This window comes from Thermosipho affectus (assembly GCF_001990485.1).
Classification (GTDB): Bacteria; Thermotogota; Thermotogae; order Thermotogales; family Fervidobacteriaceae; genus Thermosipho; species Thermosipho affectus.
This window is the reverse complement of the sequence record NZ_LBFC01000003.1, coordinates 1-26,183: the sequence shown is the minus strand read 5'-3', so window position 1 is coordinate 26,183 and position 26,183 is coordinate 1. Positions and strand designations below refer to the sequence as shown.

The following is a 26,183-nucleotide window of genomic DNA, read 5'->3' as shown; positions in this document are numbered from 1 at the left end:
AAAATTCCCCCTTTAGTATACAATAAGAGATATAATTTTATCGTTACTTAGGATTTTTCTTGGATTTAAATAACTAAGTTCTATCAAAAATGACATAGCTACTACTTCTCCACCGGATTTTTCAACTAGTTTTTTTAAAGAAAGTGCAGTACCTCCAGTTGCAAGTACATCATCAAATATTATTACTTTTTGTCCTTTTGAAATAGCATCAATGTGCATTTGAAGTTCTGCTTCTCCGTATTCAAGTGAATATTTTTCAGAAATTACTTTATATGGCAATTTCCCAGGTTTTCTTACGGGAACTAATCCTTTGTTTAACTTGTATGAGAGTGCTCCACCGAAAATAAATCCCCTTGCTTCAGGTGCAACAATAATATCAAAGTCGATATCTTTTAATTTTTCCGAAAGACTATCAATAGAAAACTTGAATGCTTCAGCATCTTTTAAAAGCGGTGTAATATCCCTAAATATAATTCCCTTTTCTGGAAAGTCTGGAATGTCTCTTATAAATTTTTTAAGTTCCAATGTAGGCACCTCCGTTTTTTTATTTTACTCCTAAACCTACTGGTATACCTCTTTGTATTTGTCCATCTTGGTTAACCACTTCATCTTGAATAACCATAGCACTTGATCCTCCACCATCTAACATCATCGCAAAAAAGTATCCTTTTGATATAAGAAAATCTGCAGCAATATCGTAATCCATTCCGCCGTTGTTATTATATCCTTCTATTACTATAAAATCAACTTTCCCCTCTTTTGTTAGAGCAATAATAGTTCTAGTTGTTTTTGAAGTGGCTATTCCATTACCATATCTCAACTTTTCCTCTGCACCGTCTATTAGTTTTTTACCGTTTTCGACCAATAGAGGTCCGGCACCAATTGCATGTTTTATAGGAAATGGAAAATCCGAATTTAGTATTAAATCTACTTTTGTTCCACTTTTTACATCTTTTAAATATTTTTTATATTTTTTGTCAATTGATAAAACCATGTCACCATCTGGAACCTTATCTATATATCCAATTGCTTTTATTTTGTTGTTTTCAATGATGAAGTATAATTTTTGTTCATCCTTTGGTATCTTTAAAGCGAATTCATCTGTGTATAGCAATACCTCACCTTTTGCCAGTGTGTTTACACCTTTAACTAAAAAGAGTAGATCACCAATGTAAATGTTAATTTCAAGATTTATTCTTTTTATGAAAGCCTCGTTGTTGTATGTCAGTATAAATGATGGTCTTAACCCGTATTTATCTGATAATATTTTGCCGTCTTTTATTACAAGATCAATAGGTAAATTATTTGATGGATCAAAATAATTTGCATTTATTCCAGCAATGCAACCGTTATTTTTTAATATTTGTCTTAAATCTTCTCTTGTACCAATTCCATTAAGTGGAAATACCGGTAGTATTTCAACTTTTTTTGGATCAATTCTTAAATAATTGATTAGATATTTTACTTTGTTAAATGTTTCTACTTTTCGTTCCCAAATAAGGCCATCTTTTATAACCCTTTTTTCTTCTTCTGTAAAGTTTAGAGCAATTTTTACTATATTTTTTTGATATGAAGTAATGGGAACAGGCTTTAATTTGTTGTTTAATATAAAAAGCAAAAATTTGTTTTGGGATTTTTGCAAATTAACATTTCCTATTACTATTGGATCCCCATTTACAGGTTCAACAGTGATGATTAAATCTCTATTTTCCACTTCTAATTTTAAGAATTCTTTTGTTATTTCTGAAGAAAAATACAAAGATAAATTGTTATTTTCAAAATTTACACTTTTTAGTTCAGGGAGAGTATCGTACAATATCTTTTGACCATTTAATGAGTATTCATTAAGTTTAAAATAGTCTTTTATAAAGTCTATATTAACGTATAGTTGACTATCATTAATTTGATATACGTTTTTAAAAATCTTGTCAAAATTTAACGTAAAATCACCATTTTTACCTATAATAAGATCATTATTAAAAACCATAAATATCTTATCGTTTTTTACAAAACGAAAACCTAGTTGTTTTAATACTTCTTCGTTAATCCACACAGATTGCGAATAAAAAGCGTGGTTTTTATAAATTATAGTATGTGCACTTAAAACAAGGGCAATGATTAGTATAAATGCTACAAATATCTTTTTCAAAAATTCACCTCACTTTACAATATCCAAAATAATATCGAGTTTTTGGACATCGCTGTCACCTATTGTATACGCATCGTTAAGAAGATTAAGGGCACTTTCCACATCACTATTTTCACTTATGTAAAGTTTTACTATTGTTTCACCTTTTGAGACCTTATCCCCGATTTTTTTTAAAAATTCTAGACCAACTGAATGATCAATTTTGTCTTCTTTTTTTACTCTTCCTGCGCCTAAATAATTACAAGCAACTCCTACTTTTTCCGTATTTATTTTTGATATATATCCGTCTTTGTTTGCCTTAAATTCTACAAAATTGTTGGAAATAGGTAATATATCTTTCGGTTTTTGTACTACATCTGGATTGCCACCTTGTGCGATTATAAATTCTTTAAACTTATTTAAAGCGTCTCCGTTATTTAGAGAATCATACGCAAGTTTATAACATTTTTCATAAGAGTCTTTTCCAGCCAGATAACACATCCATGCGGATAAAGTAAGGCACAACTCAACGAATTTTTTATCTCCATTTCCTTTTAGGGTCTCAATTGCTTCGAGTACTTCCAAAGAATTTCCAGCAAAGAAACCAAGAGGTTCATCCATATTAGTCAAAACAGCAACGGCTTCTTTGTTGTGACTTTTTGCAATACCTACCATGGCATTGGCAAGTTCTCTTGCAGAATCAATGTCTTTCATAAATGCACCTGAACCTACCTTTACATCCAATACAAATGCATCAGCTCCACCAGCAAGTTTTTTACTCATAATACTTGAAGCAATTAAAGAGACTTCGTCTACTGTTGCCGTTGCATCACGTAAAGCGTATATCTTTTTATCTGCAGGTGCAAGATTTGCAGTTTGTCCTACAACAGCTATTTTGTATTTGTTTACATTTTCAAAAAACTCATCTAGTGTTAACGAAGTTTTAAATCCAGGTATTGATTCTAATTTGTCAATGGTACCTCCAGTATGGCCTAAAGCTCTACCTGACATTTTAGCGACTGGAACACCAAGTGATGCGACTATTGGGGCAACAACTAATGTTGTTTTATCACCTACACCACCTGTTGAATGTTTGTCCACTTTTTTTCCTTCTATTTTTGATAAATCTAACATATCACCAGATTTTGCCATTATTTCCGTCAAAATAGCCCTTTCTTCGTTGTTTAAGTGTTTGAAAAATATTGCCATCAAAAAGGCGGACATCTGATAATCTGGTATATCTTTATTTACATATCCCATTACCATGTATTCTATTTCTTCCTTATTAAGAGTTTCTCCATTTCTTTTTTTTAGAATAATATCATACGGTCTCATTTGTATTACCTCCCGTTGGTAAAGTAACGATAAACTTTGTTCCTACTCCTTCTTTACTTGAAAACTCAATTACACCATTGTGTTTTTCTACAATTGTTTTTACAATTGATAATCCAAGACCTGTTCCACCCATTTTTCTGCTTCTGGCTTTATCCACTCTGTAGAATCTTTCAAACAGCTTTTTTTGTGCTTTTTCAGGGATTCCAACGCCAGTATCCTTTATAATTAGTTTTATATTGTCATTTTCTTTGTATGCTTCAACAGTTACTTTTTTCTTTCCTTTTTCTTTTAGAGAAGTATATTTTACCGCATTATCAACTAGATTTAGTACCATCTGAGTTAGTCTATCTTTATCACCTATAAGTTCGATATTGTCTGGGTAGACAAACTCGACTTCAACTTTGTAATCTTTTGCCAATGGTTCTATTATATTTCTTACATGTTCAAGAATCTCGGTGAAGTTGATTTTTTCAAATACAAATTGAGTATTTCCAGATTCTAGTTTTTCAAGATCAAGTAAATCGTTGATTAATCTGGTCATTCTTGCGGCTTCAGATTCAATTATCGTTAAAAATCTTTTTATTAATTCCTTATCTTCAAGGGAATCATCAAGAAGTGCTTCTGCATATCCGTGAATTGAAGTAAGCGGTGTTCGAAGTTCATGAGAAACATTAGAAATAAATTCTTTTCTTACATTCTCCAAAACTCTTTCTTGTGTTACATCATGGAGTATTATAATATACCTTTCGTTATTTTGCTCCAGTGTAACAGGTACTATTTTTAATTCGTAATATCTTTTTTCACCATTGACAAAGAGGTTTATTTCTCCGGATTTCAGATCTTTTTTGATTTGAACTTCTTCGAACATCTGATTTACGTAATAATCTTCAAAAACTTCGTATAGTTTTCTTCCTTCAACTCCAGGCCTTGTAATATTGCGAGCTTCAATATTTGCAAATGTAATAGTTCCATCTTTTTTCGCTATTATTATAGGATCAACTATATTATTTAAAATAGTCAAGTGGTTTTTTAGTGATAACTCTAGTTCATATATTTTTTCTTCTAAAGCCGTTATTTTCTTTCTAATTTTTTCTGAAATATAAAGAGGAGGAGAATTCCTATCCTCCTCTATCAATTTTTCTATTTTTTTCATGGAAATTTGTAGTATATCGTATTCTTTTTTTATTTTCTTTAATTTGTGTATTACAACAAAGAGAGACATTAATAGTACAAATATAGTAATTATCAAATAGAGCATTAATTATTCTTCCTTTCCAGGGTCTCTAAATTTGTACCCCTTTCCTCTAACTGTTACTATATATTTAGGATTCGAAGGATCTTCTTCTATTTTTGTTCTAAGCCTTCTTATGTGAACGTCAACAGTTCTTGTGTCACCAAAGTAATCATACCCCCAAAGTTTGTCTAAAAGTACGTTTCTGGAAAATACCTTCCCTTCATTTTCGGCTAGAAATCTTAAAAGATCAAATTCCAACGGGGTTAAATTAACTTTTTTACCCTTTATTTTTACCTCATACTTATCTACATCAATTTCCAAATCTTTCGCAACTATCTTTTTTGGTTTTTCTTCTTTTACTTGAGTGGAAAGCTGCATTCTTCTAAATACAGCTTTGATTCTTGCAAGGAGTTCTCTAATACTAAATGGTTTTGTTATGTAATCATCTGCACCCAATTCTAAACCTAAGACTTTATCAAATTCCTCACCTTTAGCGCTTAAAAAGATTACAGGTGTAAATTTATGTTTCTCTTGACTTCTAATATTTCTTACAAATTCAAAGCCATCCATTCCAGGTAACATTATATCAACGAGAAACATATCCACATCTTTATCTTTAATCTCTTCAAGAGCTTTCTCAGCGTCTTCGACGGGTATAACATCATATCCTTCTTTTTCGAGCGTGAAACTAATTAATTCAAGAATTTCCGGTTGATCATCAATAACCATAACTTTCCTTTTTCCCATAGAAGGAACCTCCTCTCAAATTCAAATGTTAACTGATATCTTCTTGAAACATTATATCATATTTTTTAACAAATTGGAAATACTTGTACATAATTTTGGAACAAAACCTTGTTATAATTAAGTTAAGATTTGGTAAAAGGAGGGATGTTGATGGTTTATTTATTGATACCTATATTGGGGATAGGGCTTGCGTTATTAAATTTTTATTTTGTCACAAAAAAATCCGAGGGGAACGACAAAATGAAGGAGATTTCTCTTGCAATTAGAGAAGGTGCAGATGCGTTTATTTCACATGAATATGCAGTTGTTTTTAAAATATCTATACCCATTGCTATAATTCTTGGTTTTATAACTGCATGGTATGTATCAGTTTCCTTCTTGATTGGTGCGTTGATGAGTTCACTTGCAGGATTTATAGGAATGAAAATTGCAACTAGGGCAAATGTAAGAGTTTCAAATATTGCACGTGAAACACGTGATTTAAACAAAACATTAAAGCTTGCTTTCCAGGGTGGATCTGTTATGGGGTTGTCTGTTGCCTCTTTTGCACTACTGGGGCTTGGTATAGTCTTTTGGCTTTTTTCTTATCAACTTGATAAAGAAAATTTAGTGATTATAAAGAACTATTTGGGGATTAATTTTATACCATTTGCAATGACTGTTTCTGGATATTCTTTAGGGTGCTCCATAATTGCCATGTTTGATAGAGTGGGAGGAGGAGTTTATACAAAGGCTGCAGATATGGCAGCGGATTTAGTGGGAAAAACGGAGTTAAAATTACCAGAGGATGATCCAAGAAATCCAGCAACAATTGCGGATAATGTAGGAGATAATGTGGGAGATGTTGCAGGACTTGGTGCAGACTTGCTAGAAAGTTATGTGGGTTCAATACTATCTGCTATAGTTTTAGCATCTTATATTTTTACACTATCAGGTAATTTATACTATGAAACGGTAAAGAAGTTAATTTATTACCCGTTTTTGTATACTACTGTGGGGTTGATCGGGAGTATTTTTGGAATTTATTTTGTAATATTAAAGAAAGGATCTGGAAATCCACATAAAGATTTAAACAGTTCTTTGTTTTTATCTGCAATTTTAAGCTTGTTTGGAAATTTTCTTTTGACTAATTATTATTTGTCAGATGTAAAAAAATTGGAAATTTTTGGGTTTAGATTTGGAAAATTTTCACCATATTTTTCTTCAGTTTTAGGGGTCTTTGTAGGAATCATTATTGGATTATTGGCGGAATATTACACTTCAGATGACTTTAGGCCTACAAGGGAGTTGAGTTATAAATCAAAGCAGGGATCTGCAATTGTGATATCTGGTGGTTTGGCACTTGGTATGAAAAGTGTATTTTTACCCTCAATATTTTTATTTATAGCGATTTTGCTTGCAAATTATTTTTCAGGGCTATACGGTGTTGCAATGGCATCTATAGGTATGCTTTCCTTTGTTGCAACATCGGTTTCCGTTGATTCGTATGGGCCTATTGCGGATAACGCGGGTGGAATAAGTGAAATGGCAAAATTAGAGGAAGATGTTAGGAAGATTACGGATAAATTAGATATGGTTGGTAACACCACCGCCGCAATTGGTAAAGGATTTGCAATAGGTTCTGCTGCATTGGCTGCTTTGTCACTTTTTGCTTCGTATGTTTTTTCCCAAACATCTCCAGGTACGTTTTTTAATAACGTTTTTGATCTTTTGAATTTAAATATCATAAATGCTAAAACACTTTCGGGAGCTATTTTAGGAGCATCTTTACCGTTTATGTTTAGTGGGATTTTGATAGAGTCTGTTGTAAAAAGTTCAGGATTAATGGTAGATGAAATTAGACGTCAGGTTAAAGAAAGGCCAGGTATTTTGACAGGTGATGAAAAGCCCGATTATCAAACATGTGTTAAGATAAGTGCTGCAGGAGCAATTAAACAAATGAGCAAACCTATATTTATTGCAGTTCTTACGCCTATAATTTCTGGATTTTTACTTGGAACAGAGTTTGTCGGTGGTGTATTGGTTGGAACAACGTTAAGTGGTATAATGTTAGCGTTATTTAGTGCAAATGCCGGTGGTGCGTGGGATAACGCAAAGAAACATTTAGAACAGGGGAAAATTAAAGGGCTTGAGAAAGGCTCAACAGAACACGATGCGCTTGTGATAGGAGATACAGTTGGTGACCCCTTAAAAGATACTGTTGGACCTAGTTTGGATATTTTGATAAAAATAATGGCTGTTATTTCATTAATTTTGGCTCCTTTATTTTTGGAATTTCACATTTTTTAATGGAGGAGTAATATGAAATTTGCTTTTGGAAGATATGTACCAGGAAATTCCATAATACACGCGTTAGATCCAAGAACAAAAATTATTTCTTCTTTTGTTTTAGTGTCAGCTGTTTTATTTGTACAAAATTTAACAGGGTATTTGATATTCTTTTTTGTGTTTTTGCTTATATCATTTTTGTCAAATATTAGATTTACTTTGTATTTGAGATCTGTGAAAAACATGTGGTTTTTAATATTATTTGCTTCAGTAGTGCAGTATTTTGTCAGTGGACTTGAAATGTCCATTTTTATAGCACTTAGACTTGCATTTGTTGTACTTTTTGCATCTTTTTTAACTTTTACTACTTCACCATTGTTGATTTCAAGAGGGTTATCTGATCTTTTAAAATTTTTTGGTGTAAAAAAAAGATACAGAGACGATTTTGGAATGATTATGACCATTTCTTTTAGATTTATTCCTATTTTGTTTGATGAGGTTGATAGAATAATTAAAGCGCAAATTGCAAGAGGGGCAAAATTTGACCAAAAAGGGCTAAAGTATAAACTTCAAGCGATAATTGTAATAATCGTCCCTCTTCTTGTTTCATCAATAAGAAAGGCAGAAGAAATTTCAATTGCATTGCAAGCAAGAAAATACGGGTTATTTGAGAGAAAAAGCTATTATAAATTATGTTGGAGTATTCGGGATACTTTATTTTTAATTTTTTCAATTTCTATTTTAATTTTTATTCTTGTATTTAAGTTATAGAGGTTGTATAATTAAAATGTTAAACAAGACTAACTTAAGGGGGTTAGAATATGAAATTAGAAGGAAAAGTTTGTATAATTACAGGTGCAGGTAGTGGAATAGGGAAAGTTGCCTCCTTGTTATTTGCAAAAGAAGGGGCAAAAGTGATAGCTTGTGATGTAGTTGAGGAAAATTTAAAAAAATTAAAGGAGGAAAATGAAAGTATTGATACTTATAAATTAGATGTTTGTGATAGAAGTGCAATTAAGAAAATGGTGGACGAAATAGTCGAAAAATACGGTAAAATAGATGTTTTAGTAAATAATGCTGGAATTACAAGAGATGCTTTATTGTTAAAGATGAAAGAAGAAGATTGGGATAAAGTAATAGATGTCAATTTAAAGGGTGTTTTTAACATGACACAGGCTGTTGCACCAATAATGTTAAAGAATGGAAAAGGAAGTATCATAAATACCTCATCAGTTGTGGGGGTATATGGAAATATAGGCCAAACAAATTACGCTGCAACAAAATCAGGTATAATTGGTATGACAAAGACATGGGCAAAAGAACTTGCAAGAAAAGGTGCACAAATTAGGGTAAATGCAGTAGCTCCCGGGTTTATTAAAACACCAATGACGGAAAAAGTTCCTGATAGAATAATACAAGCTTTAAATGAAAAAATACCTTTAAAAAGAATGGGAGAAGCAGAAGAAGTTGCAAAGGTTTATCTATTTTTAGCGTCTGATGATTCCTCATACATTACAGGTCAAGTAATAGGAGTGGATGGTGGATTAGTAATTTAAGGCCAGATTTAATCTGGCCTTTTTGAAAGGGGTGAAATTTTGATTTTTACGCTTACGATGAATCCTTGTTTGGATAGGTATTTATACGTTGATAAATTGGTTTTGGATGATACAATTCGCGTAAAAAATGTTGTTGACTATCCAGCGGGAAAGGGTATAGATGTTTCAAGAGTAATTAAAGAACTTGGTGGGGTATCTGTTGCTATTTCATTACTTGGTGGTGAAACTGGGCGGAGAATTGAGGAAATGCTTGATAAAGAAGGGGTTATTTATAGTACTATAAGGGTAGAAGTTGAAACAAGGACTAATATAATAATGGAGACAAAAGAAGGACAGTATAGATTTAGTATGCCAGGTGAAAAGATTTCGAAAAAGAAACTACAAGTGATTCTTGAAGTTTTAAATGCAATTGTTAGAGAAGGTGATGTAATCATAATTTCAGGAAGCCTTCCAAAAGGAGTTTCACCAGATTTTTACACTGGAATAATATTTGCGTTAAAGCAATGGGGAGTATATGTATATTTTGATGCAGATGGTGAGAAGCTTAAGGCGGGACTTCTTGGAAATCCAGATGTTATAAAACCAAATGAACATGAATTTCAGAGACTTGTCGGAAAAAAATTAAAGAGTTTGGAAGATTTTAAAGTAGAAGGTAAGAAGATTTTGAAAAGGTTTAATTTAAAGGAAATTCTTTTAACCTTAGGTGGTAAGGGTGCTATGTTAGTTTCAGAAGATGAATGTTATTATGCAAAGCCTTTGGATGTAGAAGTGAAAAGTGCTGTGGGAGCAGGAGATTCCTTTTTGGCAGCTTATGTGTTAAAAAGAGAACTAGGAAGAAAGGAAGCTTTTAGATGGGCAAATGCCGCTGGGACTGCAGCTGTTATGACGCCTGGCACAGAATTATGTAAAAAAGAAGATGTAATTGATTTGTTAAACATGGTGGAAATAAGTGAAATTTAAAGAATTTCTTAGATAATTTTTAAACCATTCAAGTGTATCAAAGAGTGTCTCTTCAATTGGGCGAGGAGTGTAATTAATTTCTTTTTTTGCTTTTTTGTGTGAAAATTTGTAATTTCTAGTAAGTGTGTGGATTGAGTAAGGTGTAAAAAGAGGTTTTGTATTTGTAAAAAAACCATATGTTGCGGCAAGCCATGATATAAAATAGGCAAAGCGTGAGTTAATTGTTTTTGGGGATTTTTTTTCTCCTGTAATTTTGTTTAATAATTTTACAATCCTTTTTATTGAAATAGTCTCATTCCCTAAAATATAAAATTCCGATTTTTTTCCGTGGGTTATTAATTTTATAATTCCATTTGCGACATCCCTTACATCGACAAAGTCAAAGCTGCCATTTATTATGTATTTTAATTTTCCCTGTAAATAGTGTATAAAGAATTTTCCCATTTCAGATGGTTTAAAATCATATGGTCCAATAATACCTGTTGGGCATATTGTTATGATATCAAGGCCAGATTTTGCTGCATTTAAGACTTCAAGTGCAGCAAAAGCTTTTGATTTTCCGTAAATTCCAACGGTTTTTTTGGGATTTATTTCTATACTTTCATCAATTGTTGTACCTTTTTTAGGTTCTATAAAAGCGTGTACTGAACTAACGTAAATTATTTTTTTGTTAAGCCTTTTTCCAATATTTAATATGTTTTTTGTACCATTTATATTAACAGAAAAGACTTGTCTTTTTTTCCATGGAAGGATTGAAATAATTGCAGCAAGATGTATTATTATATCGGCATCCTCTGCTATGTTTTTTACCAAATTATAATCTCTAACATCACCTTTTATAATTTTCACATCTAAATCCATTAAACTTTCGCATTTATCACTTGGGTGAACAAGAGTTACAACTTTTTCACCATTACATATTAATTTCCTTATTAAGACATTCCCTAAATGTCCAGAACCACCTGTTATAAATACCATTTTTTTACCTTCTTAAATAGTTTATATTTTAGACTATTTATATTATAAACTATTTATAAAATAAAACAAAATTATTGGATAAGTTATTAAAGCCGATTATGAACAGTTATTTAAAAAATTTTTTGTTTTTGGTGTAAAATTAAGAAGAGTTATTTTTTGTAGATATTTCTAAGAAGTAGTTCAAATCCTTTATTTATAATTTCTAGTTCTTTATCTGGGATCTTTGAAATAGTAAAATCTATTATTTTGTAAAAATCCTTTGAAAAACTTTCAAAGAGCTTTTTACCATTATTGGTGGGGGAAATAAGTATGAGCCTTCTATCTTCACTTGAACGGTTTCGTTTAACCAATTTTTTATTTTCCAATTTGTCAATAAGTACGGTAATAGTACTTTTGGAAAGTCCCATTTTTTCAGAGCAATATTTCATAGATACAGGTGAGTTAAAATTGACGAATAAGAATAAGTAGAATTCATTTGTTGTCATCTTCGAAAAAGTGCTATTTTGTTGAAAAAACTGTGTAAAGTTGACTACTAAATTAAAAATTGATTCGAATATTTTTTTCGTATCCATTATTTTCCCCCTAAGTATATTATAACATTTTGTAAGAAAGGAGGAATATTTGTGTTAGATGGTAAAAAGGTTAGATTAAGGGAATACAGAAGGGAGGATTTAGAAAAAGCAAGAAATATGGTGAACAATGTTTTAAAATACACAATGCCCGGTATTCCATATCCTCTAAGGGTAGAAGATGAAATAAAATGGTATGAGGGTTTTAATGCTTTTTCTGATAACTATTCTTTTGCAATTGAGTTAAAAGAAAGCAATGAGTATATAGGAGGATGTGGTGTTAATAAGGTAGATTGGAAGAATTCGGTGTGTGAACTTGGTATTTTTCTTGGAATGTCTTACTGGAATAAAGGATATGGAACAGAAGCAATGGAACTTTTAGTAGATTTTGTGTTTAAAGAAATGAATATTAATAAGATAAAGTTACATGTCTATTCTTTTAATCAAAGGGCTATAAGGAGTTATGAAAAACTTGGTTTTAAAAAAGAGGGAGTTTTAAGGGAAGAGTTATTTAGGGATGGAAAATATTGGGATGTAATTGTAATGGGACTTTTAAGAAGAGAATGGAAGTAATCTTAACATTTCTTAATATAATTTAAAATACTTTAAATAAATTTTTGAGAAAATCCTCCTGGAGACTAAAAACAGGAGGTGTTTTTTATGAGAAAGTTTCTTGTGTTAATTCTTTTTGTATTTACTGTGTTTTTATTTTCGGAAACTCTAGTGATAAAGGGTTCAAATACCATATTTCCTATCGCACAGCTTTGGATTGAGAAATTAAAAACGATTTATCCTGATCTTGAAATAACATTAGAAGGAGCAGGTTCATCTACGGGAATAGCAGCTTTATTTAACAAAACTGCGGATATAGCGAATGCAAGTAGATGGTTAAAGGAAAGTGAAATTGCAAAGATGCACAAAGAAGGAAGATATTTTATACCTATTGTTATAGGATATGATGGTATTGCCATAATTGTGAATAAAAATCTGAACTTAGAAAAAATATCGTTAAATACTTTAAAGAAGATATATACTGGAAAAATTAGATATTGGAATCAGGTTGATCCAAATTTACCTAAAAAACAAATACAGATATATTCAAGAAACACAGCATCTGGAACTTTTGAAACATTTGAAAAAATTGTTTTAAACAAAGAAAAGATGGCACCGTGGGTACGTATGGTTGAAAGTACAAGATTTGAATTGGAAACAGTTGAAAAGAATCCATATGCAATAGCATACGTTGGTATTGGATATGTTACAGATGATGTGAGAGTGTTAAAGGTTGAAGGTATTTTACCGACAAAAGAAAATATTTTAAATGGAGTTTATCCAATCTCAAGAGCACTTTATATGTTTTTGGATGCAACAAATGGATATCCAGATTCAGGAGCTATAAAAAAATACATTACATTTGGATTATCTAAAGAAGGACAAGAATTAGTTGAAAAAGCTGGATATGTAGCAGCATACGGATTTTAGGAGGAATTATATGAGAAATATAAAATATTATTTTCAGTTGACTTTAATATTTACATTTGCGCTGTTTTCCATTGCAGCGCTCATCTTTTTGATATTTTTCATAGTAAAGGAATCCTTGCCTGCAATTATACATTTAAAAATAAAACCTTTTATAAGTTTGTATTGGTATCCTACTTACGATCCACCAGAGTTTGGAATGCTTGCACTTATAGTGGATACATTGCTTGTTACTGTACTTTCTTCTGTGATTACCATTCCACTTGGTTATTTTATTTCCTTTTATTTGCATACATATGCAAGTGATAGAGAAAAACATATAATAAAATACATTATTTCAGTTTTATCTGGTGTTCCATCAGTAATTATTGGTGCAGCAATTTTAATATTTGTTTCTCCTATTTTACTTAATTTTGATATTTGGTCAACGGAAAATCTTTTTCTTGCTGTATTAGGGTTATCTTTCCTTTCGTTGCCTTATTCAGTATCATTAATGACAGATTCGTTAGAAGATGTACCTAGAGAGCTAGAAGAAAGTTCACTGGCACTTGGTGCAAGTAAATTTATTACAACACTAAAAATAACAACAAAGGCTTCTATAAATGGAATACTTAATGCTGCGGTATTAACTATAAATAGGGTTATTGGTGAGACAATGGTTGTGTTACTAGTTGGTGGTGGTGCGGCAATAATTCCCACTTCAATTTTTGATCCAATAAAACCTCTTACTGCGGCAATTGCAAGTGAAATTGGAGAAGCAGGTGTAAATAGTATGCATTATCATGCTTTGTTCCTTGCTGGTTTAATACTCTTGTGTATATCTTTAATACTTACTTATTATGCAAAGAAAAGGGGTAGAATAGATGGATAGGTTTATGAATTATTTTTTAAAGGTATTAACTTATTTTGTGGTTTTTTTGATATTAGCACTTATTATGTCTGTAATATTCGATGGTATAAGGTATTTTTCTTTGGATTTTTTTACTAAATATCCTTCAGATGGAATGAAAAAAGGAGGGATTTTTCCGGCGATCTTGGGAAGTTTTTATATAGTGACTGTGAGTGCAGCTTTTTCAATACCACTTGGGATTTTTACAGGCGTTTTTTTAGAAGAATATAAAAATAGTATTTTATCTAGGATAGTTGATTGGGCTGTAACTTCTTTGAGTGGACTTCCTTCAATTGTATTTGGACTTTTTGGATATGCTATGTTTTCCATTGCGTTGGGATTTGGAACAAGTGTTCTTTCTGCTTCACTTACTCTTTCTTTAATGACGTTGCCTGTTATTTCTTCTTCGGTTAAGGAGGCTTTATCAAGTTTACCAAATGAGTTGAAAGAATCAGCTTATGCGCTAGGTGCAAAGCAAAATGAGGTGATTTTTAAAGTTTTGATTCCTGCGGCAAGAACACGTATAGTTACTGCTTCTTTGATAGGTTTTGGTAGAACTTTAGGAGAAACCGCTCCAATCTTAATTACTGGTGCTGTTTTTTACGCAACTTCATTACCAAAAAACATCTTCTCTCCAGTTATGACTTTGCCCACACATATTTACTATCTTATAGCTGCATATGGAAAGAGTTCAATTTGGATGGCTAGCGCAAGTGCGGCGTTACTCCTGATTTTTGTTTTAATTTTATATTTTTTAGCTTTTAAAATTGGAGGTATCAAGAGATGATTGAAATAAAGGATTTTAGTGCATACTATGGCGATAAAAAGGTGGTAAAAGATGTAAGTTTTAATGTGGCAAAAAATAAAATTACCGCTATTATTGGACCATCTGGTTGTGGTAAGTCAACACTTTTGAGGAGTATCAATAGAATAAATGATACGATTCCTGGATTTAGAGTTGAAGGTCAAATATTATTTGAGGGAAAAGATATCTATAGAGAAATAGACGATATTACTATTTTGAGAAAGAAAATTGGAATGGTATTTCAAAAACCCGTACCTTTTCCTATGAGTATATATGATAACATTGCATTTGGATTGAAAATACATGGTATAAAAGGAAAGAATAAATTGGACGAAATAGTAGAGAAGTCTCTGAAGCAAGCAGCTCTATGGGATGAGGTAAAACATGAATTGAAAAAAAGCGCAAATGCTCTATCTGGAGGTCAACAACAAAGACTTTGTATTGCAAGAACTCTAGCTATCGAACCAGAGGTATTGCTTTTAGATGAGCCAACTTCTGCTTTGGATCCAATTGCTACTCAAAAGATAGAATCTCTATTGGAAAAGTTATCTGAAAGTTATACAATAGTAATAGTAACTCACAACCTTGCACAGGCAATAAGGATATCAGATTATATCGCTTTTCTGTACCAGGGAGAATTAGTGGAGTTTTCAGATACTTCTTCTATGGTGAAAAAGCCAAAATCGAAATTAACAGAAGCGTATTTGAATGGAAAAATAGGTTAAGGAGTGATAAGATGGAGACATTACATTTTGAAAGAGAATATGCACTTTTGAAAGCAGATATTTCAAAGATGTTATCTTTTGTTTCAAAATCATTTGAAAGTTCAATCGATTCGTTAGAGTTTTTAGACGTAAATCTTGCAAATAAAGTTATAGAAGATGATGATGCAATAGATCTTTTAAATAGGGAAATTGAAGAGAAAATTTATGAGATTATAGCAAGATATAACCCCAAAGCAAAAGATTTAAGATATGTGATTACGATGATAAAATTTTCGAATAATTTGGAAAGAATTGCCGATTTGTCCTGTAATATAGCTGAGAAGGTTTTGGATGTTACAAAAAAAGGAATAAAATACAGGATAATTAAAGAGATAAAGGAAATGTTTGGTGTTGCATTGAAAATGCTTCACGATACATTTTTGGCGTTTTCAACAAAAGATGTAAAACTTTTAAAGAAGATATGGGAACGCGATAAAGAATTAGATAGAATAGAGATTGAAATAAGAGAAAAATCGAAATTGGAAGAGAAAGATATAATGATTACTAACATACTAATTGCAAGAGATCTTGAAAGGATTGGAGATCATTTAAATAATTTGTGTGAGGAAATTGTTTACATTGAAACAGGTAAAGAATTGAAGGAGTTAGATATATGAAAAAAATATTAATAGTTGAGGATGATCCTTTGATAAGAGATGTATTAAAGAAATATATTGTATTAGAAGGATTTGAAATTGATGAAGTTGAAAGTGTTTTTGATTTGAGAAAAAAATTGGAGGAAGGAAAGTACGATTTAATACTGTTAGATATAATGTTGCCAGATGGATTATCTACAGATGAACTACCTGAAATTAAGGTAGAGTATCCCGAAGTTGGAATTATTATAATTTCTGCAAAGGATAGTGATAGTGATAAAATATTTGGATTGGAAATAGGAGCTGATGATTATATTACAAAACCTTTTAATCCAAGAGAGGTAGTGGCACGAATAAAGGCTTATTTTAGAAGGGTTTCCGGGAAGAAAGAAGTACTGCGCTTTGGTAATTTGGAAATATACTGTGATGATTATGTGGTATTAAAAGAAGGTCAAGAAGTGGATTTGACGGCTAAGGAGTTTGAGATTTTATGTCTACTTGCAAAAAATCAAAATGTTGTTTTTTCGAGAAATAGAATATTAGATTTAGTGTGGAAGGATGAGTTCATTTCCGATAGAGTGGTGGATGTACATATAAGTAATATAAGAAACAAATTGGGGAAGGAATGGATAATTACTGTTAGAGGAGCAGGTTATAAATTTAATGCGAGGGGATATAATGGAAGACTTTAGTTTTTTTGAAAATTTCGATGATGCGATAATAAAACTCGATTTTTTGAAAATTTTAAATTCTAACGAAGTTGCGAGATCTCTTGGTTTTTTTGAAGGAAATGACATACTGTCGGTTTTTACTTTTGAGAAAGTTGATGTAGTGGTGGAGAAAATAATCAAAAAAGAAAATTTTATGATAGAAGATAAGTTTTATTTCTTTTATCTTTCAGATGAAAGATATGTTCGATTAAAGTATTTTAACGGTTTTATTTATATTAAAGATTTAACAGATGAAATGAGAATTAATGAGGCAAAAGTAAATTTTACAACATCTGTTTCACATGAACTTTTTACACCACTTTCTGTTATAAAGGGGAATTTGTATCTATTAAGGGATACTTTTGGAGATATAGAACCTTTGGAACAAATGGAACATGCTATAAAACGCATGGAAAGGATAATTAAGCAGTTAAAAATTATCGCAATGTTGGAACTTGGTATGTATACTCCACAGAAAAATGTCGTTGATGTGGAAAAAATCTTAAAAGAAATTTTAGAGGAATTTTCTGAAAGGATTAACAAAAAAAGATTGTCTTTTGAAATATCAGTATTTCAAAAGGAATTTTTTAACGATAGTTTTATGTTATACACAATTTTAAAAAATATTATTTCTAATTCTATAAAGTATTCTTATGAAGATTCCAAAATTTATATTACCGTTGAAAAAGATAAAATACGTGTTAAAGATCGTGGAATTGGAATAAAAAAAGAGGAAGTTGAAAAAGTTACAGAAAGATTTTATAGAAGCAAAGATGCCATTAAAATGGCATATGGTTCTGGATTAGGATTATCAATTGTAAAGCATATTTGTAAGATTTTAAATTGTGAGCTTAAGATAAACTCCGATTATTTAATAGGTACGGAAGTTATAATTTGCTTTGAATAATGTAATATTGCAATGCGGTTATTGCTGCACCAAGTTCTATGTTGCTTTCAATTCCTCTATATACAATTGGTATAGGTTCTTTACTAACAGATAGAACTTTTTTTTGTAGAACTTGCGAAAACCAAGGGGTAACTCCCTCACCTGTCAAAATTATTTTTTTGGGTGATAAGAGTTTAAACGTGTTAATAATAGACACGGTTAGATGTTTAAATACATCTTCATAAATTATTTCAGCTTTCTTTTTGAAATTTTTATATAATTTTCTTATTTCTTTCAAATCTATTTCGTATTGTTCCTCATTTTCTATAAATTCTGTAATTTTTAAGTCTCTAAATTTATATTTTTTTAGTATAGCGTATTCTGATGCAAGAGTTTCAAGACAACCTGTTGAACCACAATAACATTTTTCATTGCCACCTGCGTAAAAGTGTCCCAGTTCTATTATTTTTTTATAGTTTTTATTGAAATAGTCTAATGATTCTAGGTAGCAAGCGCCAATACCTGTTCCATAGTTTAAAACAAGTATTTTTTCTCCAGCGTGATTTACAAATTCTTCCGTTGCTATTGCTTCAACATCATTTAAAATTGTAAATGGGATATTACCAAAATGCTTTTTAATGATATCTTTTGGTGAGTAGTCTTTAAGTTTTAATATGTAGGAATTAACTTTTTTATCAATTACATTACCAGAAAATGCTATGCCAATGGATTTTATTTTGTCTTTTAGACTTAGCTTTGAGAGTACGGAATCTAGTAGCTTGGAAATGTTTTCATTTCCCATGTATTCTTTTGTGATCTTCAATGCATTTTTTTCTAAGATTTCAAATTTTGAGTTAAATATTGTGGCATTTATGTAATCTCTTCCTACTTTTATTCCGACTGAATACCAATAATTTGGATTTAAAAGTACATATTGTGTTGGTCTTCCAAGACCAATACTTTTTTTATTGGAAATTAGAATGTAGTCTTTTATTTTTTTTAATGTATATGAAAGGGTGGAAGATGTAATGTTTAATGCGTCTTCAAGTTCTTTTCTACTTGTTTCTTTTTTAATAAGTAATTCTAAAAGTATTTTTTTTGTTGTAGTAAGTTCCATTAAATCACCTCTTTTATGATTTTCAAATATCTTTTTAAATGTGAAGTTGTCAAGAATTTTTCCTTTACACTCTTTATGGCATTTTTTCCCAGTTCATCTTTTAAACTTTTGTCTGAAATTATTTTATACAATGCGTTTGAAAGTTCATTAACTTCTGTGTTTAAATACCCATTGTATCCATCAATTACTTGTAATTTTATACCACCAACAGGTCGTGCAACTATAGGATTTCCTTTCCATAACATTTCTGCAATTACAAGACCAAATCCTTCTTTAGTTGCTGTGTGGAGTCCTGCAGTAGAAATAGTTTGAAATGCATTAACTTCTAAATGTCCTACACCTTTTAAATCAGTTAAAAAGTGTATATCAGGATCTGTTCCTGCATATCTTAAAATATCTTCAAATAAAATCCAACCTTCTGGGTCATCTTTTGCCATTGCAGAAACTATTAAAAGTTGAATGTCAGATTTTTCTTTTAAAATTCTATAAACATCAATAGCACTTTTTAAATCTTTCCAGGGATCAAATCTTGCTACAACGGTGATTATCGGTCTTTCAAGATCTATGTTGTACCTTTTTGCTATTTTTTGTATTTGGTCTTTCGAGAGCTTTTTGTTTTTATCACTTAGTGGATCTATGCTTGGCGGAAATTCTATGGCAATTTGTTCAAAAGGCTTTTGTATGTATTCTTCAAGATGAAATAATGCCTTTGAATATTTATCACATGCCATGGGTATTATTTTATTCCATATCTTTTTATTTGGCGTAGAAGTGTCTATATGACATCTCCATATGTATTTACCCTCTTTAAATATTGGAATTAAGTAAGGTTGTGGATCATGTATAATTATAACATCTGCATCTAAATCTAAATTCTTTGCATTTTCTTTATTTATTTTAACATAAAGATCAAGTTCTTCATCAATTAAATCAACTTTGGCACCTTGAAATGCATTGTGTAGTTTCTTTGTTACGTTGAAAAACTCCATAGGTGCTTCAAGTATTTCCCATTGGGTATTTATACCTAAGTTGTTCATTAAGGGAATTAAGGTGTATAAAAGCTCAGCAACTCCACCACCGTATGATGTTGCATTTACGTGTACTATTTTTAGATCTTTTAAGTCCTTTGCCATTTCAAATAACTCTTCTACATCTTCTTTGGCAATTTTTAAGTAATCTTTTATACTTTTTTGAGGAAGTTGTACTTTCATATATAAGCACCCCCGACTTTTTTCGATTATCGAAATAATTCTAACACATTAATTGTATTTGAAAAATAGAGCAAATTTAAGCAATTTGAAGTAATACATAATTTAAAATATGTATTTAAGAATAATTTAGAATAATATATTATTTTTCTATTAATTTCTAAGTGTAAATCTTTTTATTTGAAACATTTCCAATATTAAATATTTTGAGTTATCCGGTATTATAAGAATATATTTTTTATTATTGATAAAATTCTGAATCTTATATAATTTAGATTTTTCCATTGTATTATGTTACTATTACTTTGAACATCAAAAAAAGGAGGTGTTTTAATATGAAAAAACTGTTTGTTTTGAGTATGTTGGTATTTGTGTTTGCTTTTTCATTTGCTATTACTACCATAACAATGACATCGGGTGGGGTTGGAAAAGAACTTGAGGTACTTTATGCTCAGTTAAAAGAATTTATGAAGCAAAATCCAGATATTGTTGTAACCGTAATACCAATGCCTGATTCGTCAACAGAAAGGCATGATTTATACGTTACGTATTTGGCTGCAGGAGAAAGTGATCCAGATGTTTTGATGCTAGATGTTATTTGGCCACCAGAATTTGCTCCATTTTTAGAAGATTTAACAGCTGATTATGATTATTTTGAATTGAACAAGTTTTTACCTGGAACTGTAAAGTCTGTTACTGTAATGGGAAGAATTGTTGCAGTGCCTTGGTTTACAGATGCGGGTCTTTTGTACTACAGAAAGGATTTGCTTGAGAAGTATGGTTACAAAAAACCACCTGAAACATGGGACGAACTTGTAGAAATGGCTAAAAAGATCTCAAAAGCAGAGGGAATTGAAGGCTTTGTTTGGCAAGGAGCAAGGTATGAAGGACTTGTTTGTGATTTTATGGAGTACTTGTGGTCCTTTGGTACAGACGTACTTGATGAAAATGGTAATATTATTGTAAACAATCCAAAAGCTATTGAAGCATTACAATTTATGGTAGATCTAATTTATAAAGATGGAATTTCACCTGAAGGTGTTACTACGTATATGGAGGAAGATGCACGAAGGATTTTCCAGAGTGGTAATGCAGTCTTTATGAGAAATTGGCCGTATGCATGGTCACTTGCAAATTCAGATGATTCTCCAATTAATGGAAAAGTTGGTATTGCTCCATTGCCAAAAGGTCCTGGTGGAAAGCATGCTGCAACTTTAGGTGGTTGGAATTTGGGAATAAATGCAAATTCTTCTCCGAAAGAAAAAGAAGCTGCTAAGAAATTAATAAAGTTTTTAACAAGTTCAAAGGAACAGTTGTATAAGGCGGTAAATGCAGGACAAAATCCAACAAGGATGGAAGTGTATGAGGTGCCAGAATTAAAAAAGGCAAACCCATTTATGGTCGAATTATTTGATGTATTTATTAACGCTTTGCCAAGACCAAGGGCGGTAAATTACGCTGAAATTTCAGATGCAATACAAAGGCATGTACATGCTGCTTTAACAAGGCAGGTAACTCCAGAACAAGCTATAAAGGATCTTGAAAAAGAATTAAAAATGCTTCTTAATAAATAAAAAAATCTGGGGGGGAATACCCCCCGATTTTAATGTGAGGTGGTAGAGGAATGAATAAAAAAGAACCAATTGTGGCCTTTTGGATGATCTTTCCTGCCATTTTTGTGATCTCAGTTATTGCGTTTTTTCCGTTGTTCAAGACATTTTACGATAGTTTTTTTGACTTTGGATTGAATCCTATGTTTAAAAGAGAGTTTGTTGGTTTTGGAAATTATATTAAACTATTTAATGATAGTAGATTTTGGGCGGCATTTAAAACAACAATAATTTTTACAGTTGTTTCTGTGTTGCTTGAAACTGTTTTGGGACTTTTGATTGCTTTAGTGGTGCATCAAAATTTTAAATTTAGAGGATTAGTAAGAGCTGCTATGTTAATTCCATGGGCGATTCCCACAGCAATTTCTTCTCAAATGTGGAGATGGATGTTTAACGATCAATTTGGTATTATTTCTAAGTTGTATGAGGCTCTAGGAATAATAAAACCTGGGACTCCAATTTTGGGAAGACCGGGACTTGCTTTATGGGCAATTATACAAGTGGATGTATGGAAGACTACACCGTTTATGGCACTACTTATTTTAGCAGGGTTACAGTTAATTCCAGAACAATTATACGAAGCTGCTAAAATTGATGGGGCTAACATGGTACAGAGATTTTTTAAAATTACCCTACCTCAAATTATGCAAACTATTGGGATTGCTTTAATATTCAGAACTTTAGATGCGTTGAGAGTTTTTGATGTTGTATATGTTATGACGCGTGGGAGTGTAGGTACCGAAACATTATCTGTGTATAATAGGTCTCTTTTGATGGACAGGGCTTTTACAGGAAGATGGTTTGGATACGGTTCTAGTCTTTCTGTGGTCATTTTTTTGTTGATTTCCATTTTTGCGATAATTTATATTAAATCGTTAAAATTGCAGATTGACTAAGGAGTGAGAATCGTGAAATATAAAAGAGTGATTTATAAATTTTTCTTGTACTTAGCAGTTATTTTGATTTTTATATGGTGTGTTTTTCCGTTTTATTGGGCTATTGTGTCATCTTTAAAACCTGACAAGGATTTATTCGAATTAAATCCTTCACTTTTTCCAAGGCAAATTACATTTGAAAATTATATAAAAGTCTTTTCTGAAAGGCCTTTTCATATAAATATTTGGAATAGTATTGTTGTTTCAGGAATTACTACGTTGTTTTCACTGGCGATTGGTTCACTTGCTGCATACGCAATTGCAAGACTTAAATTTAAGGGAAAAATAGTTGTTATGTCTTTAATTTTGGCGGTTAGTATGTTCCCACAGGTATCCATTTTGGGATCTTTGTTTGTAATTTTAAGAAAGTTTAAGTTGATAAATACGTATTCGGGACTTATTTTTCCATACGTTTCTATGACGCTTCCGTTGACTACTTGGATTTTACAGAATTTTTTTAGAGAACTTCCTAAAGAAGTTGAGGAATCAGCTGCCATTGATGGTTGTTCAAGATTTAGAACTTTATGGTCTATTGTTTTACCTATGTCTGCTCCAGGGCTTGTGGCTACTGGACTTTTAACTTTTATATCAGCTTGGAATGAATTTTTATATGCACTTACGTTTATGCAAAGGCCCAGTAAATATACGGTTCCAGTGGCAATTGCATTGTTTAAAGGTGCTTCACAGTATGAAATACCGTGGGGACAGATTATGGCAGCTGCTGTAATTGTTACTACTCCATTGGTAGCACTTGTGTTGATTTTTCAAAAGAAGATTATTGCAGGTCTTTCTGCTGGATCTGTTAAGGGGTGATTTTTTTGAGAAATTTAACTATTATTTTGAGAGATTTAACTATTAAGAGATTTAATAAACTATACGATGAAGGTAAAATAACTTCTGAAAAATTGGTGGAATTTTATTTGGAACGTATTTCAAGTATTTCTTTAAATGCTGTTTTGGAAATTAATCCAGATGCCTTATTTATCGCAAGAGCAATGGATGAGGAAAGAAAAAATAACAAAAAACGGAGTAACTTGCATGGGGTTCCGGTAATAATCAAGGGAAATATTGATACAAAAGACAAAATGCAAACAACAGGAGGTGCAAAGGCACTTTTAGGAAATTATGTGAATAATGATGCGTTTTTAGTAAAAAAATTAAGGGAAGCTGGAGCGGTTATAATTGGTAAGTCAAATTTAACTGAATTTGCAAATTTTGTGTCGTATGAGATGCCTAATGGTTATAGTAGGTTGGGTGGACAGACGAAAAACCCGTATGGAAATTTTGATGTTGGTGGTTCAAGTTCGGGATCTGCAGTGGCTGTTGCAGCTGATTTTGCGCTTGTTTCAATTGGTACTGAAACATCAGGTTCAATACTTTCACCTTCAAGTAGTAATTCATGTGTTGGATTAAAGCCAACTGTTGGTACAGTTAGTAGAAATGGAATTATTCCTATATCATATACACAGGATACAGCTGGACCTATAACTCGAACAGTTGAAGATGCATTTGAAGTATTTAGGATTATATATGGTTTTGATTTAAATGATCCTGCAACTTATATAGTAAAAAATAAAAAAGTTCCAGAAAAGATAAAAGAAATATCTGATTATTCTGGAATGATTTTTGGATATAGCAAACAATTTTTTAATTGGTTGACACATGAACAGATTTTGTTATTTAAAGATAGTTTGAAGAAGGTTGAAAAATTAAATGGAAAAGTAGTTGAAATAAAGTTTGAAAATCTTGATAAGATAAATAATATAAATGTTTTATTTTATGAATTTAAACATGGAATAAATAATTATTTGAAGGATAAAGATTTGCAAGTTAAAACGCTAACAGATGTAATTAATTTTAATTTTAAAAATAAAGATGCAATTCCATATGGACAAAGTATTTTATTAAGATCAGATACAACAGATATTAATGAAAGAGAATATATAGAGTCATTATTAAATGATAGAAAGTATGCAAAAGGGGGAATAGATTGGTTATTTGAAAAATATAACTTAACAGCACTTTTATTTCCCGCAAATTATGGTGCTCACATAACTGCAAAGGCAAAATATCCTTCAATAACTGTACCTGCTGGGTATACCGATACAGGACCTTTTGGATTAACTTTTTCTGCAAGAGAATTTGAAGAGGAAAAATTATTTTCTTTAGCATATTTATTTGAAAAAAATTTTCCAATAAGAAAAATACCACTTGAAAAATAAGTTATTTTTAATTAAGAGCAAATCTCTATTTAATCGGTGGTGAGGATATGAAGATTTGGATTTTAATGAATGATAAAGCAAAAAGCGGGTTTTATTCTGAACATGGTTTTAGTGTATTAACTGAGGTTAATGGGAAGAAAATTCTTTTTGATACAGGACAAAGCGATCTTTTTCTAAAAAATGTAGAAAAATTGGATTTAAATCTTTTGGATTTAGATGCAGTTGTCATAAGTCATGGACATTATGATCACGGAAATGGATTGGAATTTTTATTAAAAAAAATTGGGCCTAAAAAAATTTATGTAGGAGATGGATTTTTTAACCTTAGGTATAGTGGAGAAAAGTATGCTGGTATTAAACATAATAGAATTTTCTACGAGAGAATTGGTGGAAATTTTGAGATTGTTCAAAATGATTTGGAAATATTTAAAGGTGTTAAGATTATTACAGCTGCACCTTTGAAAACTTCCAAATATTCAGAGAAAAAATTTAAAATTGGTTCTAAAAAAGAACAGGATTTGTTTGATGATGAGTTATATCTTTTTATTGAATCATCAGATGGTGCTATTGTACTTACAGGTTGTTCTCACAGGGGAATAGTAAATATAATTTTTCATTTATCAAAAAAAGGTAAGATTAAGACGGTTATCGGAGGATTTCATCTTTTAAATAAGACAAATGAGGAACTTTTACAAATTTCAAATCTTTTAAATGATTTTCAAATTGATGTGCTTTATCCTTGTCATTGTACGGGAGATATTGCAATTGACATTTTTAAAAAGAACCTAAAAACAAAAATTTGTGAATGTCTTGCAGGAAGTGTATTTGAGTTTTAGTTGTGGAATTCTTGAAAATATTATTTTGTTAATGGATATAAACCAAATTATAGCTTTAAAATGATAATTTATATAATTGAAAAAAATGAAGAAGCTATAATTTGTGTTTTTTTAATTCCAATAAGTTTTATTTTTGTGTAGCCAATTTTGACTTATTCTTTTTTGATTTCCGTGCCACGCCATATACTCCTCATTTGTAATAAGTTTTTTCACTTATTTATTCCAAAACACATGTCACTTTTTGTTTTTACAGCTTTTATTTTACATTGCCAATAATAATATTTCATGAAATCTTTTAAGCATTATTTTTCGTTGTTTTTAATAATATTAAATTTAATTTTCTATAGTTAA

Annotated in this window: 26 protein-coding genes; 17 read left to right on the top strand and 9 right to left on the bottom strand. The window is 31.0% G+C overall.

Annotation, left to right across the window (positions count from 1 at the left end; genetic code table 11):
- Positions 1-12: 12 nt before the first annotated feature.
- The 5 genes from XJ44_RS00755 to XJ44_RS00735 are packed head-to-tail and all read right to left on the bottom strand — an operon-like array spanning position 13 to position 5,444.
- Positions 13-525, bottom strand: coding sequence for an adenine phosphoribosyltransferase (locus tag XJ44_RS00755; RefSeq protein ID WP_075665179.1), 513 nt, complete (start codon positions 523-525; stop codon positions 13-15).
- A gap of 19 nt (positions 526-544) precedes the next feature.
- Entirely contained in the window at positions 545-2,149 is a 1,605-nt protein-coding gene (locus XJ44_RS00750; RefSeq protein WP_077197746.1) for a phosphodiester glycosidase family protein, read from the bottom strand.
- 9 nt (positions 2,150-2,158) lie between these two features.
- A complete protein-coding gene (locus XJ44_RS00745) occupies positions 2,159-3,463 on the bottom strand; it encodes a thymidine phosphorylase (protein WP_075665177.1) in 1,305 nt (434 codons plus the stop codon).
- Positions 3,450-4,721 (bottom strand): sensor histidine kinase, encoded by a 1,272-nt coding sequence (locus XJ44_RS00740; RefSeq protein WP_077197745.1) that lies wholly within the window; start codon positions 4,719-4,721, stop codon positions 3,450-3,452. The genes XJ44_RS00745 and XJ44_RS00740 overlap by 14 nt, the downstream gene beginning before the upstream one ends.
- A 3-nt stretch (positions 4,722-4,724) precedes the next feature.
- Positions 4,725-5,444, bottom strand: a complete 720-nt coding sequence (locus XJ44_RS00735; RefSeq protein ID WP_075665175.1) for a response regulator transcription factor — start codon at positions 5,442-5,444, stop codon at positions 4,725-4,727.
- 150 nt (positions 5,445-5,594) lie between these two features.
- On the opposite strand from XJ44_RS00735, the gene XJ44_RS00730 reads away from it, so the two are divergent.
- The 4 genes from XJ44_RS00730 to XJ44_RS00715 are packed head-to-tail and all read left to right on the top strand — an operon-like array spanning position 5,595 to position 10,228.
- Positions 5,595-7,733, top strand: a complete 2,139-nt coding sequence (locus XJ44_RS00730) for a sodium-translocating pyrophosphatase (RefSeq protein WP_198927367.1) — start codon at positions 5,595-5,597, stop codon at positions 7,731-7,733.
- Between the two features lie 12 nt (positions 7,734-7,745).
- Positions 7,746-8,483, top strand: a complete 738-nt coding sequence (locus XJ44_RS00725) for an energy-coupling factor transporter transmembrane component T family protein (RefSeq protein WP_077197744.1) — start codon at positions 7,746-7,748, stop codon at positions 8,481-8,483.
- A gap of 50 nt (positions 8,484-8,533) precedes the next feature.
- On the top strand, positions 8,534-9,268 hold the full coding sequence (gene fabG / locus XJ44_RS00720) for a 3-oxoacyl-[acyl-carrier-protein] reductase (RefSeq protein WP_075665173.1): 735 nt from the start codon (positions 8,534-8,536) through the stop codon (positions 9,266-9,268).
- A gap of 39 nt (positions 9,269-9,307) precedes the next feature.
- Positions 9,308-10,228 (top strand): 1-phosphofructokinase family hexose kinase, encoded by a 921-nt coding sequence (locus XJ44_RS00715; RefSeq protein ID WP_075665172.1) that lies wholly within the window; start codon positions 9,308-9,310, stop codon positions 10,226-10,228.
- Here XJ44_RS00715 and XJ44_RS00710 read toward each other — a convergent pair.
- Positions 10,199-11,206: an NAD-dependent epimerase/dehydratase family protein gene (locus XJ44_RS00710; protein WP_077197743.1), complete on the bottom strand. Its 1,008-nt coding sequence runs from the start codon at positions 11,204-11,206 to the stop codon at positions 10,199-10,201. The two genes, XJ44_RS00715 and XJ44_RS00710, sit on opposite strands and share 30 nt — an antisense overlap.
- Positions 11,207-11,355: 149 nt before the next feature.
- On the bottom strand, positions 11,356-11,778 hold the full coding sequence (locus XJ44_RS00705; RefSeq protein ID WP_077197742.1) for a MarR family winged helix-turn-helix transcriptional regulator: 423 nt from the start codon (positions 11,776-11,778) through the stop codon (positions 11,356-11,358).
- Between the two features lie 51 nt (positions 11,779-11,829).
- On the opposite strand from XJ44_RS00705, the gene XJ44_RS00700 reads away from it, so the two are divergent.
- The 8 genes from XJ44_RS00700 to XJ44_RS00665 all read left to right on the top strand — a co-directional run bounded on the left by XJ44_RS00700 (position 11,830) and on the right by XJ44_RS00665 (position 17,925).
- Complete coding sequence (locus XJ44_RS00700; RefSeq protein ID WP_077197741.1) at positions 11,830-12,348, top strand: GNAT family N-acetyltransferase; 519 nt, start codon at positions 11,830-11,832, stop codon at positions 12,346-12,348.
- A gap of 87 nt (positions 12,349-12,435) precedes the next feature.
- Positions 12,436-13,257, top strand: coding sequence for a phosphate ABC transporter substrate-binding protein PstS family protein (locus XJ44_RS00695; protein ID WP_075665168.1), 822 nt, complete (start codon positions 12,436-12,438; stop codon positions 13,255-13,257).
- A gap of 10 nt (positions 13,258-13,267) precedes the next feature.
- Entirely contained in the window at positions 13,268-14,125 is an 858-nt protein-coding gene (locus XJ44_RS00690) for a PstC family ABC transporter permease (RefSeq protein WP_075665167.1), read from the top strand.
- Positions 14,118-14,930, top strand: coding sequence for a phosphate ABC transporter permease PstA (pstA, locus tag XJ44_RS00685; protein WP_075665166.1), 813 nt, complete (start codon positions 14,118-14,120; stop codon positions 14,928-14,930). Before XJ44_RS00690 ends, pstA begins: the two co-directional genes overlap by 8 nt.
- Complete coding sequence (pstB, locus tag XJ44_RS00680) at positions 14,927-15,673, top strand: phosphate ABC transporter ATP-binding protein PstB (protein ID WP_077197740.1); 747 nt, start codon at positions 14,927-14,929, stop codon at positions 15,671-15,673. Before pstA ends, pstB begins: the two co-directional genes overlap by 4 nt.
- A gap of 11 nt (positions 15,674-15,684) precedes the next feature.
- Positions 15,685-16,329: a phosphate signaling complex protein PhoU gene (phoU, locus tag XJ44_RS00675; RefSeq protein ID WP_075665164.1), complete on the top strand. Its 645-nt coding sequence runs from the start codon at positions 15,685-15,687 to the stop codon at positions 16,327-16,329.
- Positions 16,326-17,000 carry a response regulator transcription factor gene (locus tag XJ44_RS00670; RefSeq protein ID WP_075665163.1) on the top strand — a complete coding sequence of 225 codons (675 nt, stop codon included), beginning with the start codon at positions 16,326-16,328 and terminating at the stop codon, positions 16,998-17,000. The genes phoU and XJ44_RS00670 overlap by 4 nt, the downstream gene beginning before the upstream one ends.
- Complete coding sequence (locus tag XJ44_RS00665) at positions 16,987-17,925, top strand: sensor histidine kinase (RefSeq protein ID WP_077197739.1); 939 nt, start codon at positions 16,987-16,989, stop codon at positions 17,923-17,925. Before XJ44_RS00670 ends, XJ44_RS00665 begins: the two co-directional genes overlap by 14 nt.
- Here XJ44_RS00665 and XJ44_RS00660 read toward each other — a convergent pair.
- Positions 17,906-19,021, bottom strand: a complete 1,116-nt coding sequence (locus XJ44_RS00660) for an ROK family transcriptional regulator (protein WP_075665161.1) — start codon at positions 19,019-19,021, stop codon at positions 17,906-17,908. The genes XJ44_RS00665 and XJ44_RS00660 overlap by 20 nt on opposite strands.
- Entirely contained in the window at positions 19,021-20,232 is a 1,212-nt protein-coding gene (locus XJ44_RS00655; RefSeq protein WP_077197738.1) for a glycosyltransferase, read from the bottom strand. The genes XJ44_RS00660 and XJ44_RS00655 overlap by 1 nt, the downstream gene beginning before the upstream one ends.
- A gap of 332 nt (positions 20,233-20,564) precedes the next feature.
- Between XJ44_RS00655 and XJ44_RS00650 the strand changes: the two genes are divergently transcribed.
- Genes XJ44_RS00650 through XJ44_RS00630 form a run of 5 tightly spaced genes read left to right on the top strand, consistent with a single transcriptional unit; the run spans position 20,565 to position 25,832 of the window.
- A complete protein-coding gene (locus XJ44_RS00650) occupies positions 20,565-21,803 on the top strand; it encodes an ABC transporter substrate-binding protein (RefSeq protein WP_077197737.1) in 1,239 nt (412 codons plus the stop codon).
- Positions 21,804-21,853: 50 nt separating this feature from the next.
- Entirely contained in the window at positions 21,854-22,735 is an 882-nt protein-coding gene (locus tag XJ44_RS00645) for a carbohydrate ABC transporter permease (RefSeq protein ID WP_075665158.1), read from the top strand.
- A 12-nt stretch (positions 22,736-22,747) separates the two neighbouring features.
- Positions 22,748-23,587 (top strand): carbohydrate ABC transporter permease, encoded by an 840-nt coding sequence (locus tag XJ44_RS00640; RefSeq protein ID WP_075665157.1) that lies wholly within the window; start codon positions 22,748-22,750, stop codon positions 23,585-23,587.
- A gap of 5 nt (positions 23,588-23,592) precedes the next feature.
- Positions 23,593-24,996, top strand: a complete 1,404-nt coding sequence (locus tag XJ44_RS00635; RefSeq protein WP_233119489.1) for an amidase family protein — start codon at positions 23,593-23,595, stop codon at positions 24,994-24,996.
- A gap of 47 nt (positions 24,997-25,043) precedes the next feature.
- Entirely contained in the window at positions 25,044-25,832 is a 789-nt protein-coding gene (locus XJ44_RS00630) for an MBL fold metallo-hydrolase (RefSeq protein ID WP_075665156.1), read from the top strand.
- Positions 25,833-26,183 lie beyond the last annotated feature (351 nt).